Source organism: Archangium sp., assembly GCF_057119385.1.
Window position 1 is genome coordinate 32,941 of record NZ_DBNGVP010000130.1, and the last position, 16,335, is coordinate 49,275.

A 16,335-nucleotide genomic window follows, 5' to 3' on the forward strand; every position below is an offset into this window, starting at 1 on the left:
CGTCAGCGGCTGGCGCGGGGCAGCGCGAGCGCGCCCTGCAACTCCCGCAGCTTCGTCTGGATGGCGCGGGCATTGGCCGGCCCCATGCGCAGCAGGTGCTTCTGCGCGGCGCTGAGCTGCTCCAGCTCCGGGGCCGCGTAGGCATAGTTCACCCCGGGCGTGTCCACCACCTCCAGCTCGCCCTCGGGCACCGGCGTGTCGAGCAGCCGCTGGATGGCATTGGCGAGCGTCTGCTCGAAGCGCTGGCCGGGGCGGCTGATCTCCTTGTAGGCCGTGTCGATGAGCGGCTCGAGCGTCTGGTACGCCCTCACACTGGCCTGCGTGTCGAGCGAGCCGACGACCCGCGACACCCCGTCATAGCGGGCGTAGCTCTCGGGGGCGATGAAGGTGTGGCCCTCGCGCTCGACGACCTGGAAGGTGCCCACGGGCGCCATGAAGGAGAGCGCGGCGCGGGGACTCTCGCCCTCGGCGATGTTGCCGGCGGCCGTGGTGAAGCGCCGGACGAGGTCCTCGGTGGAGGCGAGCCACTTCGCCAGCTCGGGGATGGGAGACAGGGGGCCCACGAGCTCGCGCACGCGGGCATCACTCTGGCCCAGCGGAGGCAGGGGCACCGTGGGCGGGGTGGGCGCCGCCGGCTGCGCGTCGGGCGCAGGGGCCGCGGCCACGGGCGGGGAAGACGGGGCGACGGACTCCGGAAGCCGGGGCTTGTCGCGCAGGGCGAACCACAGGAGGCCCGCGCCCAGCACGGCGAGGGCGGCCATGGCCAACACGATGGGCTTGCGCGAGGGACCGGGCACCGGTGCGCCGGTGGGTGTCCCCTGGGGCTGCTGCGGATCGCTCATGACTCCTCCGGTTCGGGTGTCACCGCGACGTACTGCTCCAGCCGGGTGATGCCCAGCTTCTTCATCCGGCTCTGCAGGGTGGAGGGTTTGAGACCCAACAACGCCGCCGCGCCGCCCGGGCCGTAGATGCGGCCCTGCGTCAACGTCAGCACACGCAGGATGTGCTGGCGCTGCACCTGCTCCAGCGTGGGCACCGAGCCCTCCACCAGCGGCGGCGCCTCCACGGCCACCTTCGCCCCCGGTGCGCGCAGGGGCAGATCGAACGCCTCGGCCCCCAGCTCCGGCTTGCGCGACAGGATGGTGGCGCGCTCCAGCGCGTTGGCCAGCTCGCGGATGTTGCCCGGCCAGTCGTACGCCGCCAGGCGGGCAATGCCCTCCGCCGTCACCTTCACCCCGCGCCGGCCGGTGCGCCGGGCCTGCTCCTCCAGGAGGGCGGCGCACAGCTGGGGCAGGTCCTCCAGCCGCTCGCGCAGCGGGGGCAGCCGCAGCGGGAAGACGCTCAGCCGGTAGTACAGGTCCTCCCGGAAGCGCCGCTGGGCGATGGCCTGCTGCAGGTCCACGTGCGTGGCCGCCAGAATCCGCACGTCCGCGCGCACCGTCCTGTCACTGCCCACCGGCTCGAAGGTCTTCTCCTGCAGGGCGCGCAGCAGCTTGGCCTGCAGCTCCACGGGCAGCTCCCCCACCTCGTCCAGGAAGAGCGTGCCCCCGTGCGCCATCTGGAAGCGCCCGGCCCTGTCCCGCATGGCGCCGGTGAAGGCCCCCTTCACGTGGCCGAACAGCTCGCTCTCCAGCAGGCCCGCGGGGATGGCCGCGCAGTTGAGCGTCACGAAGGGCGCCTCGGCCCGGGGGCTCCAGCGGTGCACCGCCCGCGCCAGCCGCTCCTTGCCCGTGCCCGTCTCGCCCAGCAGCAGCACCGGTGTCTCCGTCTCCGCCACCTGCCGCGCCCGCCGCGCCAGCTCGCGCACCGCCGCGCTGCGCGACGTCTCCAGCACCCCCACCTCGTCCCCGCCCAGCTGCGCCTCCAGCAGCCGCGCGTGCTCGTGCTCCCGCCGGTGCAGCCGCTCCAGGGTGCTCTTCTGCTGCGTCTCCTGCAGCGTGGTGGCCAGCATCTGCCCGTACACCTCCACCAGCTCCACCAGCTCCCGCGGGTACGTCTCGCACTCCGTCCGGTCCAACGTCAGCAGGCCGTAGCAGCTCTCCCCCGCGCACAGCGGCACCACCATGCACGAGTGCCCGGGCGGCAGGTCCAACACCCCGTCGAACGGATCTCCATCCCCGTGCGCGTGGTCCTCGTGCGTGAAGGCCCGGGCCCGGCGCGTCTCCAGCGCATGGCGCAGCGTGGGGAAGTCCGTCAGCTTCAGCTCGTGGCGCCGCACCTTGTCCGAGGCCAATGGCCCCCGTGCCGCCACCGCCACCAGCTTTCCTTCTCGCAACAAGAAGAGCGTGGCCAGATCGAAGCGCACCACCCGGGTGAGCCAGTCCAGGCCCCGGCGCAGCAGCTCCGCCACGGCCTCCTCCGAGGCCGCCAGCTCGACCAGGTCCCGGGCCTCCTGCCGCAATCCACTTCGCGTCACAGAAACGATGTCATCCGCCATGCGTCCTTGTAGATAACCGGGGCGCCACCGAAATGTCAGTGGCGCCGGGCACCGATATTTCGGTATGCACCGGTCCGGCGGCGTCGTCCAGGGACTGGGGAGGAGTCAACCCTTTGGAATCACAGGTGGAGTTTCCCTGGCACGGACGCTGCTCTCGGTAGTACGCGAAGAAACCCTGTCCGGTCTGCCAGCAGGCAGGCCTCAACCCCCAAGGAGTCGAATCACATGCTGACCGTTGGCGACAAGATCCCCGCGTTCAACCTCACCTCCGTCGTGAGCCTGGAGAAGGGCAAGGAGTTCAAGGAGATCAACCAGGACAGCTACAAGGGCAAGTGGCTGGTGCTCTTCTCCTGGCCCAAGGACTTCACCTTCATCTGCCCCACCGAGATCGCCGAGTTCGGCAAGCGCGAGAAGGACTTCCAGGACCGTAACGCGCAGGTGCTGGGCCTGAGCACCGACAGCGAGTACGTGCACCACGCGTGGCGCACGCACCACCCGGACCTGAAGAACCTGCCCTTCCCGATGCTGGCGGACATCAAGCGCGAGCTGAGCGCGGGCCTGGGCATCCTGCACAAGGACGCGGGCGTGGCGCTGCGCGCGACCTTCATCATCGACCCCCAGGGCATCATCCGGCACGTGTCGGTGAACGACCTGTCGGTGGGCCGTAACGTCTCCGAGACGCTGCGCACGCTGGACGCGTTCCAGACGGACGAGCTGTGCCCCTGCAACTGGCAGAAGGGCGAGGAGACCCTCACCAAGAAGCTGGCGAAGGCGGGGTAAGGCGTCATGGCGTCGCTCGAAGTCGTTCGGGGTGAGTTGACGGATGCCCACCGGGACACCCGGCTGAACCTCCAGGCGGTACTGGAGAACAACAGCCTCACCCCCGAGCAGCGCTGGGGGGTGGCGGTGGGCAGCGCCTTCGCGGCTCGCAATGAGCGGCTGAAGGAGGCCATGCTGCACGAGGCCCGTCAGGCGCTGGGCGAGAAGGCCGAGCCTGTCATCGAGGACGCGCGCGCCGCGGCCTCGTTGATGGGGATGAACAACGTCTACTACCGGTTCCGCCACATGGTGGGGAAGGAGTCCTACTCCTCCAAGCGGGCCGGCCTGCGGATGAACCGGCTGGTGCAGGTCCTCACCACCAAGGTGGACTTCGAGCTCGTCTGCCTGGCGGTGAGCGCCATCAACGGCTGCGAGACGTGCGTCCAGTCGCACGAGAAGGTCGTCATCGAGGGCGGCCTCTCCGAGGACCAGGTGCACGACGCGGTCCGCATCGCCGCGGTCGTCCACGCGGCGGCGGTGGGCCTCGAGTCGTAGGCGTTCCGCTTCACGCTGACATCAGACACGCCCTCCGGTGGCAACACCGGGGGGCGCGTCACTTTGCGGGCCCGCGCATCTCTCTCTTCAAACACACACGAAAGGAACGAACGCATGTACCGCAGCCCGAGCCCCCTCTCCGAGCAGACCCGCTCCGCCGTCTCCGCCACCCTCAACGAGCGGCTGGCCGATGGTCTGGATCTGCACAGTCAAATCAAGGTCGCCCACTGGAACATCAAGGGCCCGCAGTTCGCGGCGCTCCACCCGCTCTTCGAGACGTTCGCGGTGAGCCTGGCGGCCCACAACGACTCGGTGGCCGAGCGCGCGGTGACGCTGGGAGGCAAGGCGTACGGCACCGCCCGGCACGTGGCGAAGACGAGCCGCCTGCCGGACTACCCGCAGGACACGTCCAAGGACCTGGAGCACGTGCGGCTGCTGGCCGACCGCATCGAGTCCTACCTCACGGGCGCGCGCGACAGCCGCAAGGTGGCCGAGCAGCACCAGGACACGGACACGGTGGACCTGCTCACCGGCATCATCACCGAGTTCGAGAAGCACGCCTGGTTCCTGCGCGCCTCGCTGGAGAGCTGAAGCGGGCCGGGCTAACCTTCGCGCGGCGGTCAACGCGAGGAGCCTCGACATGTCAGGCCGGGATTCACCCCGTCCCCAGGCAGTGCCTCCCGAGGGACGGGAGCAGGAGGCGCCAGGCCTCCGCGCGGTGGGAACGGCGGACGCCAAGGCGGCCGCTCCGGGCGGCGACAAGCGCTCGCTGAGTGACGCGGAGGTGCGGCTGCTGCGCGAGGTGTTCGGCGATGGCCTCGACTACAAGCCCATGCGCCTGGTGCGGATGGCCCCCTTCATCGCGGGCCTCAACGGGAGCCGGGCCTTCGTGCTGGGCAACACGCTCCACCTGCCCTCCATCGACTACGACGCCCTGTGGCGCGGGGACAGGGCGAAGGCGTGGCTGCTCGTCCACGAGAGCACCCACGTCTGGCAGTACCAGCACCGCGGCATCGGCTACGTGGCCGAGTCGCTGTGGGCCCAGAGCTTCGGCGAGGGCTACGACTACGTGAAGGCGCTGCGCGCGGGGAAGCCCTGGACGAAGATGAACCCCGAGCAGCAGGCCCAGCTCATCCAGGACACCTTCCATGGCGGGTACTTCGAGGCCCCCGGCGTGCGCTTCGGCGCGGTGGGCGGCAAGGGCGCGGTGCTGCTCCCCGGAGGGAAGACCCCCGAGGGCTTCACCGACTACACGCCCGTGCTCGTCGCGGCCCTGGACGTGCTCCGCAAGCCCGCCTGACGCCCGGCTCAGCGCGCCTGGTCACCGGCGACGGCCTGACCCACGCCCAGCCCCATCTGCTGCAGCGTGAAGGCCCACAGGTCCGTGTACTCCTCGATGATCTTCCCGGTGGGCTTGCCGGCACCATGGCCCGCCTTGGTCTCGATGCGGATGAGCACCGGGGCGTCACCGGCCTGTGCCGCCTGGGCGGCCGCGGTGAACTTGAAGCTGTGGCCCGGCACCACGCGGTCATCATGGTCCGCGGTGTGGACGAGCATGGGCGGGTAGCGCGTGCCCGGCTTCAGGTTGTGCAGCGGCGAGTACGCGTGGATCGCCTTGAACTCCTCCGGGTTCTCCGAGGAGCCGTAGTCGCTCGTCCACGCCCAGCCGATGGTGAACTTGTGGAAGCGCAGCATGTCCATCACGCCCACGCCCGGCAGGGCCACGCCGAACAGGTCCGGACGCTGCGTCACCGCCGCGCCAATCAGGAGGCCACCGTTGGAGCGGCCGGTGATGGCCAGACGCGGGGTCGAGGTGTACTTGTTGGCGATGAGCCACTCGGCCGCGGCGATGAAGTCGTCGAAGACGTTCTGCTTCTTCAGCTTCGTGCCGGCCTCGTGCCACTCGCGGCCGTACTCGCCACCCCCGCGCAGGTTGGCCACGGCGTAGACACCGCCCTGCTCCATCCACACCAGGTTGGCCACGCTGAAGCCCGGCGTCATCGGGGCGTTGAAGCCGCCGTAGCCGTAGAGCAGCGTCGGGTTGTTCCCATCCAGCTTCAGCCCCTTCTTGTGGCTGAGGAACATGGGGACGCGCGTGCCATCCTTGCTCGTGTAGAAGACCTGCGTCGTCTCGTACTGCGACGGGTCGAACTTCACCTGCGGCGCCTTGAACACCTGGGTCTGGCCGGCCTTCAGGTCATAGCGGTAGATGGTCGTCGGCGTGGTGTAGCTGGAGTAGGCGTAGAAGGTCTCCGTGTCCTGGCGCTTGCCGCCGAAGCCGAAGGTGGTGCCCAGGCCGGGCAGCGCCAGCTCGCCCTTCGCCTTGCCCTCCAGCGAGTACAGCCTCACCTGCGAGTGCGCGTCCTTCATCACGCTGACGATGAACTGGTTGTTGACGAGGTTGACGTGCGCCAGCGTCTCCTCGCCCTGGGGGATGATCTCCTTCCAGCTCTTGCGCTCCGGCTTGCGCAGGTCGATGGCGACGACACGGCCGCGCGGCGCGTCCAGGTCCGTCTTGAACCAGAAGACCGTGCCGTCGTTGCCGACGTACTCGTACTCCGCCTCCCAGTCCTTGAGCAGCTCGACGACCGGGGACCTGGAGTCCTTCAGGTCCTTGTAGAAGACGAGGTTCTTCGGCTCGGTGCCGCGCGAGACGTTGATGAGCAGGTAGCGCCCGTCATCCGTGACGAAGCCGCCGAAGCCCCACTCCTTCTGGTCCTTGCGGTCGTAGACGAGGACGTCCTCGGCCTGCGGCGTGCCCAGCTTGTGGAAATAGAGCTTCTGATAGTAGTTGGCGCCGCTCATGGCCTCGGCGGCCTTGGGCTCGTCATAGCGGCTGTAGAAGAAGCCCTTGCCGTCCTTCGTCCAGGACGAGCCGGAGAACTTCACCCACTTGATGATGTCCGGCAGATCCTTGCCCGTGCGCACGTCCCGCACGCGGATCTCCTTCCAGTCACTGCCGGCGGAGGCCACGCCGTACGCCATCAGGTTGCCATCCTCGGTGATGTCGAGGCCCGAGAGGGCCACCGTGCCATCCGCGGACAGCGTGTTCGGATCGATCAGGACGCGGGGCTCGGCCGCGAGCGAGTCGGCCGTGTAGAGCACGGACTGGGCCTGCAGGCCGTTGTTGCGGAAGAGGAAGTAGCGATTGCCCTCACGCCAGGGCACGCCGTACTTCTCGTAGTCCCACAGCTCGGTCATCCGCTGCTTGATTTGAGCGCGGAGGGGGAGCTTCTCCAGATAGCCGAAGGTGAGCTGGTTCTGGGCCTCGATCCACTGACGGGACTCGGGGGAGTCGGGGTTCTCCAGCCAGCGGTACGGATCGGCCACCTTCGTGCCGTGGTAGTCGTCCACCACGTCGTCCTTGCGCGCGGCGGGATAGCTCGGGCGCGAGGAGGCCTGGGAGGAAGCGCTCGCCGAGCTGGAAGCGGAGGGCGCGGTGGAGGGCTGGGACGCGCTGGGGGACTGGGCCTCCAGCTGCGCGGGAGCATGGCTGCAGTGCGTGAGCCAGAGGGCACACGCGGCGGCGGAGAAAGCGCGGAGTTTCATGGTGGCGCGCGAACCTATCAGCCCGGGGGCGTATTTCCGAAACAGACACCGAGTCACATGACTCGCCGCGTCGGAAGCGCCCCCGGGAGCACGCCGTCACTGAAAAACTACCAGACCTTCACGCGCTTCTCGGGAGGCAGGTACACGCCGTCACCCTCCTTCACACCGAAGGCGGAGTAGAACTCGGGCATGTTGCGCACCACGCCGTTCACCCGGTACTCGCCGGGCGAGTGCGTGTCCGTGAGGAGCAGCTGCCGCAGGGCATCGTCGCGGTGCAGCGTGCGCCACACCTGGGCCCAGCCGAGGAAGAAGCGCTGATCTCCCGTGAAGCCCTCGATGGCCGGAGCCTCCTGGCCGCCCAGCGACAGCTTGTAGGCCTTGAAGGCCACGGTCAGGCCGCTCAGGTCGCCGATGTTCTCTCCCAGCGTCAGCTTGCCGTTGAGGTTCATCCCCTGCAGCGGGGTGAAGGCGGAGTACTGGTCCGCCAGCATGCCGGTGCGCTGCTGGAAGGCGGACTTGTCCTCGGCGCTCCACCAATCGCGCAGGTTGCCGTCACCGTCGGAGCGGCTGCCCTGGTCATCGAAGCCGTGGCTGATCTCATGGCCGATGACGCCGCCGATGGCGCCGTAGTTCACGGCATCATCCGCCTCGGGATTGAAGAAGGGAGGCTGGAGGATGGCGGCCGGGAAGGCGATCTCGTTCATCGTCGAGCTGTAGTAGGCATTCACCGTCTGCGGCGTCATGATCCACTCGAGCCGGTCGATGGGCTTGCCCAGCTTGTCGAGGTTGCGGCGGACCTCGAACTCGGTGGCGCGCTTCACGTTGCCCACCAGGTCGTCCTTGCTGACGGTGAGCGCGGAGTAGTCCCGCCACTTCTCCGGGTAGCCGATCTTCACGTTGAACTTCGCCAGCTTGGCCTTGGCCTGGGTCTTCGTGTCCGGGCTCATCCACTCGAGCTGGTCGATGCCCTTCTCGAAGGCGACGCGCAGGTTCTTCACCAACTGCTGCATGCGGGCCTTGCTCTCGGGGCTGAAGTGGCGCTCCACGTAGAGCTTGCCGAGCACCTCGCCCAGCGCGCCGTCCACCGTCTCCACGCCGCGCTTCCAGCGGGGGCGGTTCTCCTGGAGGCCCTGGAGCGTCTTGCCGCGGAAGACGAACTCGGCCTGCTCGAACCTGGAGCTGAGCAGGGGCGCCATGTCGTCGAGCAGCTTGAAGGCGAGGTACTGCTTGAGCGTGGGCAGCGGCGTCTGGGCGAGCACCGCGTCCATGGCCTGGAAGTAGTCCGGCTGGCGCACGACGACGCCCGGCGTCTTCTCCGCCCCCAGGGCCTTGAGGTAGCGCGACCAGGAGAAGCCCGGGGTGAGCTGATCCAGCTCGGCCACGCTCTTGAGGTTGTAGGTGGCCTCGCGATCACGGTTGCGCACGCGGTCCCAGTGCTTCTCCGCGAGCGACGTCTCGAACGCCAGGACGGCCTTGGCCGCGCCAGCCGGGTCCTTCTCCCCCGCCAGGCCCAGCAGCGTCTCGATGTACGTGAGGTACGCGGCGCGCGTCTCGGCGAAGCGCGGCTCCTGCTTGAAGTAGTAGTCGCGATCCGGCAGGCCCAGGCCACTCTGGTTGGCTTGCGCGATGTAGCGCGTGGCCTGTTTGGCGTCCTGGCTCACGTACACGGTGAGCGGCGTCTGCACGCCCATGCGCGCGAGCGCGGCGAACAGCTCGGGCAGCCCCTGCTTGTCCTGGAGCGCGGAGATGCGCTCGAGGTCCCCGCGCACCGGCTGGAGGCCGAGCGACTCGATGCGCTCGGTGTCCATGAAGCTCTGGTACAGGTCACCGACCTTCTGCGGATCCGTCCCGGGCTTCTTGCCCTGGGTGGAGGCGGCCTCCTCGATGATGACGCGCAGGGCGGCCTCGCTCTTGTCGCGCAGCTCGATGAAGGAGCCGTAGCGGGCCTTGTCGGCGGGGATCTCCGCCGTCTTCAGCCACGTGCCGTTGACGTAGCGGAAGAAGTCATCCTGCGGGCGCACGCTGGGGTCGAAGTTCTGGGTGTCGACGCCGAGGGCGCGGGGCGTGGAGGCCTGGACGGCCGCGTCCGGCTGGGTGGTGCGCGAGGTGGCCGTGCATCCCAGGAGGAGGCAGGCCCCGAGCGTGGGAGCCCAGGAAAGACGGAGGGGCTTCTTGCTGTTCATGCGTTCTCGCTGTGCGGTATCGGGTGAGACGAAGGCAGGTAACCCCAGGAGCGGCTGGGAATTCCCATGGCTGCCTGGATGCTCCTCCTTCAGGTCGCGCATGCTGCCCGAGCAGCGCTCCGGGCGTCCACCGGCCCCTGGTGCACCCGGCGACACGCAGCGTCGTGACGCGAATGAGCCGCGACAGCGAGGGAAATCCGTGCGAAGAGCGGCCGGAAAGGGAGGGTGTGACGCGATGCGTTTCGATCGCCTTCTGTCCAGCGAGGCTCCACCCGCGACGCTGCTCGTCGGAGCGGAGCGGCGGAAGTGAGCCAGGCGGGGGCACTGAGGGAGCTGGCGCTGCTCTTCCTGCGGCTGGGGACGACGGCCTTCGGAGGCCCGGCGGCACACATCGCGCTGATGGAGGACGAGGTCGTCCGGCGCCGGAAGTGGCTCACGCACGAGGAGTTCCTGGATCTGCTCGGAGCCGCCAACCTCATTCCCGGGCCGAACTCGACCGAGCTGGCCATCCACATCGGCCATCGGCGGGCGGGCTGGAGCGGGCTGGTGGTGGCGGGCACGTGCTTCATCCTGCCGGCGTTCCTCATCGTGTCGGCCATTGGCTGGGTGTACACGCGCTTCGGGCAGCTGCCGCGGGTGGGGCATGTCCTGTATGGCGTGAAGCCCGTCATCATCGCCGTGGTGCTGCAGGCCATCTGGGGACTGACACGCGGGGCGGCGAAGACGAAGCTGCTGGCGGCGGTGGGCGTGGTCTGCGTGGCGTTGGGCGTCCTGGGAGTGAACGAGCTGCTCCTGTTGCTGCTGGCGGGGGGCTTCGTGACGCTCTGCCGGTGGGTGGCCCGGCGGCGCGAGGGCGGAGGCATGGCGCCCCCGTCGGTGAAGGCACTGCTCCCGGGCCTGCCACTGGGCGGAGTGATGGCGGCGACGGCGGCTCCGGGCTTCAGCCTCGGCGGCCTGTTCCTCTTCTTCCTGAAGGTGGGCTCCATCCTGTACGGCAGTGGCTACGTGCTGCTGGCCTTCCTGCGCGCGGACCTGGTGGAGCGCTGGGGCTGGCTCACCGAGGCGCAATTGCTGGACGCGGTGGCGGTGGGCCAGGTGACGCCCGGGCCCGTCTTCACCACGGCGACCTTCATCGGCTACGTGCTGGGAGGCGCCCCGGGCGCGGTGGTGGCCACGGTGGGCATCTTCCTGCCCGCGTTCTTCTTCGTCGCGGTGAGCGGACCGCTGGTGCCCCGGATGCGCCGCTCGTGGGTGGCGGGCGCGTTCCTCGACGGCGTCAACGTGGCCTCCCTGGCGCTGATGGCCACCGTCACCTGGCAGCTCGGGCGCGCGGCCCTGGTGGACGTGTGGACGGTGGGCCTCGCGCTCGTCAGCGCCGTGCTGCTCATCCGCTACCGCGTCAACTCCGCGTGGCTCGTGCTGGGTGGCGCGCTGGTGGGGCTGCTGGTGGGCTGATGGCCAACGCGACGCGGCTATCGCGGAACCACGGGGACGCCGGCCAGAGCTGCTCGCCTCCCCACCAGGCAGGTTCCTGTCTACCCCTCGAGTGGTACAGACAAAGCACCCTGTCCTCATTACCAATGAGAGACGCTCTCCATGCGGAGCCATGCCTGGGAAGTGACTTCCTGGCTCCTACCCTGAGCGGCCTCACGCGGGTGTCCTTGCCCCGCGTCCGAGGCAGACGCCATGGACTTCGCGACGCTCGAGACCCTGCGACAGAAACATCCCGCCTGGCGGCTGCTCGTCGCGGACCACGCTCCGCTCATCATCAGCTTCCTCCACGGCGTCTTCCTCCAGGCCAACGCGCGGGCACTGTCCCAACGCGAGCTGGTGACGAGGCTCGAGGACCACCTGCATGCCCTGCGCGAGCGATGGGGGGAAGAGGCTTTTCCACGGACGGCAGGGGCCTACCTCGATGATTGGGCGGCGGACGGCCGGGGCTGGCTGCGCAAGTTCTACCCACCTGACACGGACGAGCCCCACTTCGACCTGACTCCGGCGACCGTGCGCGCCATGGACTGGCTCGTTCAGCTCCACCAACGGGCCTTCGTGGGAACGGAATCGAGGCTGCTCACCATCTTCCACCTGTTGGAGCAGATGACGGAGGGAACGGAGCTGGACGCCCAGGCCCGGCTCGCGGAGCTGGAGCGCCGCAAAGGCGAGCTCGAGAAGGAGATGGCTCGCCTGCGCGCCGGGCACCTGGAGTTGATGGACGAGTCCGCCCTCAAGGACCGCTTCCAACAAATGGCGGACACCGCCCGCGGACTGCTGTCCGACTTCCGCGAGCTGGAGCACAGGTTCGTCGACCATGACCGTTCCCTGCGTGAGCGGGTCGCGACCTGGGAAGGCGCCAAGGGAGAGCTGCTGGAAACGGTTTTTGGCGAGCGCGACACCATCAGTGGCTCGGCCGAGGGACGCAGCTTCCGGGCCTTCTGGGACTTCCTCATGTCGCCCACACGCCAGGAAGAGCTCACCCGCCAGCTCGAGCGGGTGTTTGCCCAGCCGGCGGTCCAGGCGCTCCACCCGGACCCACGGTTGATGCGCATCCACTTCGATTGGCTCGAGGCGGGTGAGCACACCCAGCGCACCGTGGCGCGGCTCTCCGAGCAGTTGAGACGCTATCTCGACGACCGTGTCTGGCTGGAGAACCGCCGCATCATGCAGCTGTTACGGGGCGTCGAGCACCATGCACTCGCGGTGCGGGCCCACCCGCCCGAGCGCGCCTTCATGGAGCTGGATGAGCCCGCCCCCGCGGTGGAGTTGCCCCTGGAGCGGCCCCTCTTCTCGCCCCCCTTCCGGCCGTGCATGGCGGACGCCACGGTGCTCGAGGCAAGCGAGGAGGTCCCCGCCGAGGCCCTCTTCCATCAGACCTTCATCGACAAGGCGCAGCTGCGTGAAAACGTCCGTCACGCGCTCCAGGCCCGCGAGCAGGTGTCGCTCGCGGAGCTCGTGCGGGAGCACCCACTCCAGCACGGACTCGCCGAGCTGGTGGCCTACCTGAGTCTCGCCGCCGAGGACCGGCGCGCCGCGGTCGAGGAGGACACCTCACAGACCCTTTTCTGGACGGACGCGCGGGGCCACGTGCGCCGCGCCATCCTTCCCCTGGTGCGATTCCACCGATGACGCTCCCCACTTCGAACCCCACGGGCTCCGCCCCTTCCCTCTCCCATGTGCTCGTCTCCCTGATGAAGGGGGTGCTCTACCAGGAGAGCGATCCCTCCCTCTGGCAGGAGCTGCTCCAGTTGCAGGCGCGCGTGCGTGACCATGTAACGGTGTTGGGTCTGCAGTTGATGCTCGACGAGGCCGAGGGTTACGCCTACCTGCGCCAGCGGCCCGCCGTGGAGGGCGAGCCGGAGCTGCCGCGCCTCGTCCCACGCCGGCAGCTGGGCTACGGGGTGAGCCTGCTCCTGGCGCTCCTGCGCAAGAAGCTGGCGGAGGCGGACGCGACAGGAGGTGACAGCCGGCTCGTGCTCCGGCGCGACGACATCCTGGAGATGGTGCGTCTGTTCCTGCCAGACGGAACCAATCAGGCGCGTCTGGAGGACCGGCTCGATGCGGACATCGCCAAGGTGGTGGAGCTGGGCTTCCTTCGCCGGATGAGGGGCACCGACGATGCGCTCGAGGTCCGCCGCATCCTCAAGGCTTTCGTCGATGCGCAGTGGCTGGACACCTTCCAACAGCGGCTCGCGGACTACCACGCCCACCTCGTGCAGGAAGGGGGAGACAGGTCATGAGCACCGGAATTCCCATCACGCAAGGCCACCTGTTCGACTCCCACACCTCCAGCGAGCGGAGCGGTTTCCGGCTCCACCGTTTCGAGGTCTACAACTGGGGGACCTTCCACGAGCGGGTGTGGCACCTGGACCTCGGTGGCGACAACGGGCTGCTGACCGGCGACATCGGCTCGGGCAAATCAACCCTGGTGGATGGGCTGGTGACGTTGCTCGTCCCCCCGCAGAAGCTCGCCTACAACAAGGCGGCGGGGGCGGAGTCGCGCGAGCGCACCCCGCGCTCCTATGTGCTGGGACAGTACAAGTCCGAGCGGGGTGAGACAGGACATGGCGCCCGCCCCATCTTCCTGCGCAACGGGACGAGTTACTCCGTCCTGCTCGGCCACTTCTACAACGAGGGGTATGCGCAGCACGTCACGCTGGCGCAGGTGCTCTGGATGCGCGAAGCCGAGGGCCAGCCCCAGCGGCTCTTCGTGGTGGCGGACGCACGGCTCTCGATTGCCGAGCATTTCGCTGGCTTTGGAGCGGACCTCGGAACCCTGAAGAAGCGCCTCAAGGGGCTCACCCGTGAGGTGCACGAGACGTTCCCGCCCTACCAGGCCGCCTTCCGGCGGCGTTTCGCGATCGGGAACGAGCAGGCGCTGGAGCTCTTCCATCAGACCGTGTCGATGAAGTCCGTGGGAAACCTCACGGACTTCGTGCGCCAGCACATGTTGCAGCCGTCCTCCACCGAGCAGCGCCTGGAGGCACTCATTGCCCACTTCGAGCACCTTCACCGCGCGCACGAAGCCGTGCTCAAGGCCAAGCGTCAGGTCAGCCAGCTCGAGCCGCTGGTGCGGGACTGTGAGCGCCACGGCACGCTGGTGGCCGAAGTGGAGGTACTCCGGAACTGCCGCGAGGCGCTGCGCCCGTGGTTCTCCGAGCAGAAGGCCCGGCTCGTCGAGGTCCAGCTCGCGGAGCTGAAGGCCAGACGCGAGAGCGCGCGGATTGAAGCCGAGCAGCTGACCGAGGAGCGCGGTCACCAGGGCCGGGAGCGAGACCGGCTCAAGCAGGACATCGCGGCCAATGGTGGCGAGCGCATCGAGTCGCTGAAAGCGGAGCTGGCCCAGCACCACCGGGAGAAGGAGGAGCGCCGCCAGAAGGCCGAGCGGTATGCACGCATGGCCCGGGAGTTGGGGCTGCCGGAGGCCACGGACGTCGAGCGCTTCCTGGCCAATAGCCGCGACCTCCCCAGGCTGCGCCAGCAAGCGGAAGGCGAGCTCTCCCAGACCCAGAACGCACTGACCGACCTGGGGGTCGAGCTGCGCGACCTCAAGAGCAGACATCAAGAGGTCACCGCCGAGCTCGAGTCGCTGCGGCGGCGGCGCTCCAACCTCCCCCACCGCATGTTGGAGCTGCGCGAGCGGCTGTGTGCCGGGCTCGAGCTTCCCGTGGACACACTGCCCTTCACGGGCGAGCTCCTGCAAGTGCGGGAGGAGGAACACGCCTGGCAGGGAGCCATCGAGCGCGTGCTGCACGCCTTCGGGCTCTCGCTCCTGGTGCCGGACGCGCATTACCCGCAGGTGACGCAGTGGGTGAATCGCACCCACCTGGGCGGACGGCTCGTCTATTACCGGGTCCACGAAGAGCCAGCGGCACGGGCGCACACGCCTCATCCCCAATCGCTGCTCCGCAAGCTCTCCATCAAACCGGACTCGGGCATGTACCGGTGGCTGGAGGCGGAGCTCGCGCGGCGCTTCGACTACGTGTGCTGCGACACCCTGGAGCAGTTCCGGCGCGAGCGTCAGGCGCTGACCGCCACGGGCCAGATGAAGAACCCGGGTGGGCGGCACGAGAAGGACGACCGGCATCGGCTCGATGACCGCTCCCAGTGGGTACTCGGCTGGACGAACGAACAGAAGCGGACCGTCCTGGAAGCCGGGGCGCGTCAGCTGGAGACACACATCCACGAGGTGCTCGAGCGCTGGCAGGCGTTGGACTCCCGGCGCAAGGCGTTGCAAGGCCGGAGCGAGGTGCTGAGCCAACTCGCCGTCTTCGACTCCTTCCGCGAGCTGGACTGGCCATCCGTCGCCGCCAACCTCCAGCGCCTGGAGGAGCAACTGCGCGAGCTCGAGTCCGGGTCCAACAAGCTGCGCGTCCTCCAGCGCCAGCTCGAGAAGCTCGAGGGCGAGCTGAAGCGGACGGAAACGAAGCTCAAGGAGGTGGAGAAGCTCCAAGGCCGGCTGGAAACGCACGAGGAGAGCGCACGCAAGGAGCTGGCCAGGTGCGAGCTGCTCCAGCAGCAGACTCCCGAGCCCCTGCGCTCGCACTACCCGCGTGTCGCGGCCCTGTACGCGGAGAGGTGGGGGAGCGATACGCTCGAGGTGGAGACCTGTGACGAGCGCGAACGGGAGGTGCGCGAAGAACTCCAGAAGCGCATCGATGCCGAGAACCGGAAGCTCACCACGGTGCGTGACGCCATCATCTCCGCCATGGAGGCCTACCGGGCGGCCTTTCCGCTGGACACCCAGGAAGTGGACGCCCGGCTGGAGGCCGCGGGCGAATACATCGGCATGCTGGAGTCGTTGCGCAAGGACGGCCTGCCCGCCTTCGAGGCGCGCTTCAAGAGCCTGCTGAACGAGAACACCATCCGCGAGGTGGCCAACTTCCAGGCCCAGCTTCATCGCGAGCGCCAGGACATCCTCGAGCGCATCCAGCTCATCAACCGCTCACTCCAAGGCATCGACTACAACCCGGGGCGATACATCGTCCTGGAGACCGCTTCGAGCGCCGACCCGGACGTGCGCGAGTTCCAACAGGATTTGCGCGCCTGCACGGAAGGGGCGCTCACGGGCTCGGAGGACGATGCGTACTCGGAGAAGAAGTTCCTCGAGGTCAAGCGCATCATCGAGCGCTTCCGCGGGCGCGAGGGCCATGCGGAGCTGGATGCCCGGTGGACCCGCCGGGTGACGGACGTGCGCAATTGGTTCGGCTTCTCGGCTTCCGAGCGCTGGCGTGAGCCCATCATATTCATGACAACTGGCCCAACTCATGCATGAGAGCAGGAACCAGGGGCTCTTGTGAGCGATTTCGAGCACAGAACAGACGTCGGCCCTCCCGGGGGCGCGGGTAGCAAGCAGGA

At 68.5% G+C, this 16,335-nt stretch carries 12 protein-coding genes; 8 read left to right on the forward strand and 4 right to left on the reverse strand.

All coding sequences use genetic code 11. The features are described from left to right. Positions 1-2 precede the first annotated feature (2 nt). Complete coding sequence (locus AC16DP_RS31805) at positions 3-842, reverse strand: DUF3014 domain-containing protein (protein WP_329725409.1); 840 nt, start codon at positions 840-842, stop codon at positions 3-5. Next, a complete protein-coding gene (locus AC16DP_RS31810; RefSeq protein ID WP_329725410.1) occupies positions 839-2,437 on the reverse strand; it encodes a sigma 54-interacting transcriptional regulator in 1,599 nt (532 codons plus the stop codon). The genes AC16DP_RS31805 and AC16DP_RS31810 overlap by 4 nt, the downstream gene beginning before the upstream one ends. A 225-nt stretch (positions 2,438-2,662) precedes the next feature. Between AC16DP_RS31810 and AC16DP_RS31815 the strand changes: the two genes are divergently transcribed. The 4 genes from AC16DP_RS31815 (at position 2,663) to AC16DP_RS31830 (ending at position 5,051) form a co-directional block, all read left to right on the forward strand. Beyond that, a complete protein-coding gene (locus AC16DP_RS31815; RefSeq protein WP_329725411.1) occupies positions 2,663-3,217 on the forward strand; it encodes a peroxiredoxin in 555 nt (184 codons plus the stop codon). Between the two features lie 6 nt (positions 3,218-3,223). After that, the gene (locus tag AC16DP_RS31820) at positions 3,224-3,751 is read left to right on the forward strand and encodes a carboxymuconolactone decarboxylase family protein (RefSeq protein ID WP_329725412.1); all 528 of its coding nucleotides are present in this window, start codon (positions 3,224-3,226) and stop codon (positions 3,749-3,751) included. A 63-nt stretch (positions 3,752-3,814) separates the two neighbouring features. Continuing rightward, positions 3,815-4,342: a DNA starvation/stationary phase protection protein Dps gene (gene dps, locus AC16DP_RS31825; RefSeq protein WP_329725413.1), complete on the forward strand. Its 528-nt coding sequence runs from the start codon at positions 3,815-3,817 to the stop codon at positions 4,340-4,342. A 49-nt stretch (positions 4,343-4,391) separates the two neighbouring features. Then, positions 4,392-5,051: a hypothetical protein gene (locus tag AC16DP_RS31830; RefSeq protein WP_329725414.1), complete on the forward strand. Its 660-nt coding sequence runs from the start codon at positions 4,392-4,394 to the stop codon at positions 5,049-5,051. Between the two features lie 8 nt (positions 5,052-5,059). On the opposite strand, the gene AC16DP_RS31835 is transcribed toward AC16DP_RS31830, so the two are convergent. Both AC16DP_RS31835 and AC16DP_RS31840 read right to left on the reverse strand, forming a co-directional pair. After that, positions 5,060-7,300, reverse strand: a complete 2,241-nt coding sequence (locus AC16DP_RS31835) for a prolyl oligopeptidase family serine peptidase (protein WP_483956911.1) — start codon at positions 7,298-7,300, stop codon at positions 5,060-5,062. A 107-nt stretch (positions 7,301-7,407) separates the two neighbouring features. Beyond that, positions 7,408-9,483 (reverse strand): M13 family metallopeptidase, encoded by a 2,076-nt coding sequence (locus tag AC16DP_RS31840; protein ID WP_329725416.1) that lies wholly within the window; start codon positions 9,481-9,483, stop codon positions 7,408-7,410. Between the two features lie 306 nt (positions 9,484-9,789). Between AC16DP_RS31840 and chrA the strand changes: the two genes are divergently transcribed. The 4 genes from chrA to AC16DP_RS31860 all read left to right on the forward strand — a co-directional run bounded on the left by chrA (position 9,790) and on the right by AC16DP_RS31860 (position 16,252). After that, a complete protein-coding gene (gene chrA / locus AC16DP_RS31845; protein ID WP_329725417.1) occupies positions 9,790-10,938 on the forward strand; it encodes a chromate efflux transporter in 1,149 nt (382 codons plus the stop codon). A gap of 231 nt (positions 10,939-11,169) precedes the next feature. Beyond that, a complete protein-coding gene (locus AC16DP_RS31850; RefSeq protein ID WP_329725418.1) occupies positions 11,170-12,606 on the forward strand; it encodes a DUF3375 domain-containing protein in 1,437 nt (478 codons plus the stop codon). After that, positions 12,603-13,217, forward strand: coding sequence for a DUF4194 domain-containing protein (locus AC16DP_RS31855; RefSeq protein WP_329725419.1), 615 nt, complete (start codon positions 12,603-12,605; stop codon positions 13,215-13,217). Before AC16DP_RS31850 ends, AC16DP_RS31855 begins: the two co-directional genes overlap by 4 nt. Beyond that, positions 13,214-16,252, forward strand: coding sequence for an ATP-binding protein (locus AC16DP_RS31860; protein ID WP_329725420.1), 3,039 nt, complete (start codon positions 13,214-13,216; stop codon positions 16,250-16,252). The genes AC16DP_RS31855 and AC16DP_RS31860 overlap by 4 nt, the downstream gene beginning before the upstream one ends. The last annotated feature ends 83 nt before the right edge of the window (positions 16,253-16,335 follow it).

Coding starts and splice junctions, on each gene's coding strand:
- AC16DP_RS31805 (WP_329725409.1), bottom strand. CDS start 842: ATGAGCGATCCGCAGCAGCCCCAGGGGACACCCACCGGCGCACCGGTG.
- AC16DP_RS31810 (WP_329725410.1), bottom strand. CDS start 2,437: ATGGCGGATGACATCGTTTCTGTGACGCGAAGTGGATTGCGGCAGGAG.
- AC16DP_RS31815 (WP_329725411.1), top strand. CDS start 2,663: ATGCTGACCGTTGGCGACAAGATCCCCGCGTTCAACCTCACCTCCGTC.
- AC16DP_RS31820 (WP_329725412.1), top strand. CDS start 3,224: ATGGCGTCGCTCGAAGTCGTTCGGGGTGAGTTGACGGATGCCCACCGG.
- AC16DP_RS31830 (WP_329725414.1), top strand. CDS start 4,392: ATGTCAGGCCGGGATTCACCCCGTCCCCAGGCAGTGCCTCCCGAGGGA.
- AC16DP_RS31835 (WP_483956911.1), bottom strand. CDS start 7,300: ATGAAACTCCGCGCTTTCTCCGCCGCCGCGTGTGCCCTCTGGCTCACG.
- AC16DP_RS31840 (WP_329725416.1), bottom strand. CDS start 9,483: ATGAACAGCAAGAAGCCCCTCCGTCTTTCCTGGGCTCCCACGCTCGGG.
- AC16DP_RS31850 (WP_329725418.1), top strand. CDS start 11,170: ATGGACTTCGCGACGCTCGAGACCCTGCGACAGAAACATCCCGCCTGG.
- AC16DP_RS31855 (WP_329725419.1), top strand. CDS start 12,603: ATGACGCTCCCCACTTCGAACCCCACGGGCTCCGCCCCTTCCCTCTCC.
- AC16DP_RS31860 (WP_329725420.1), top strand. CDS start 13,214: ATGAGCACCGGAATTCCCATCACGCAAGGCCACCTGTTCGACTCCCAC.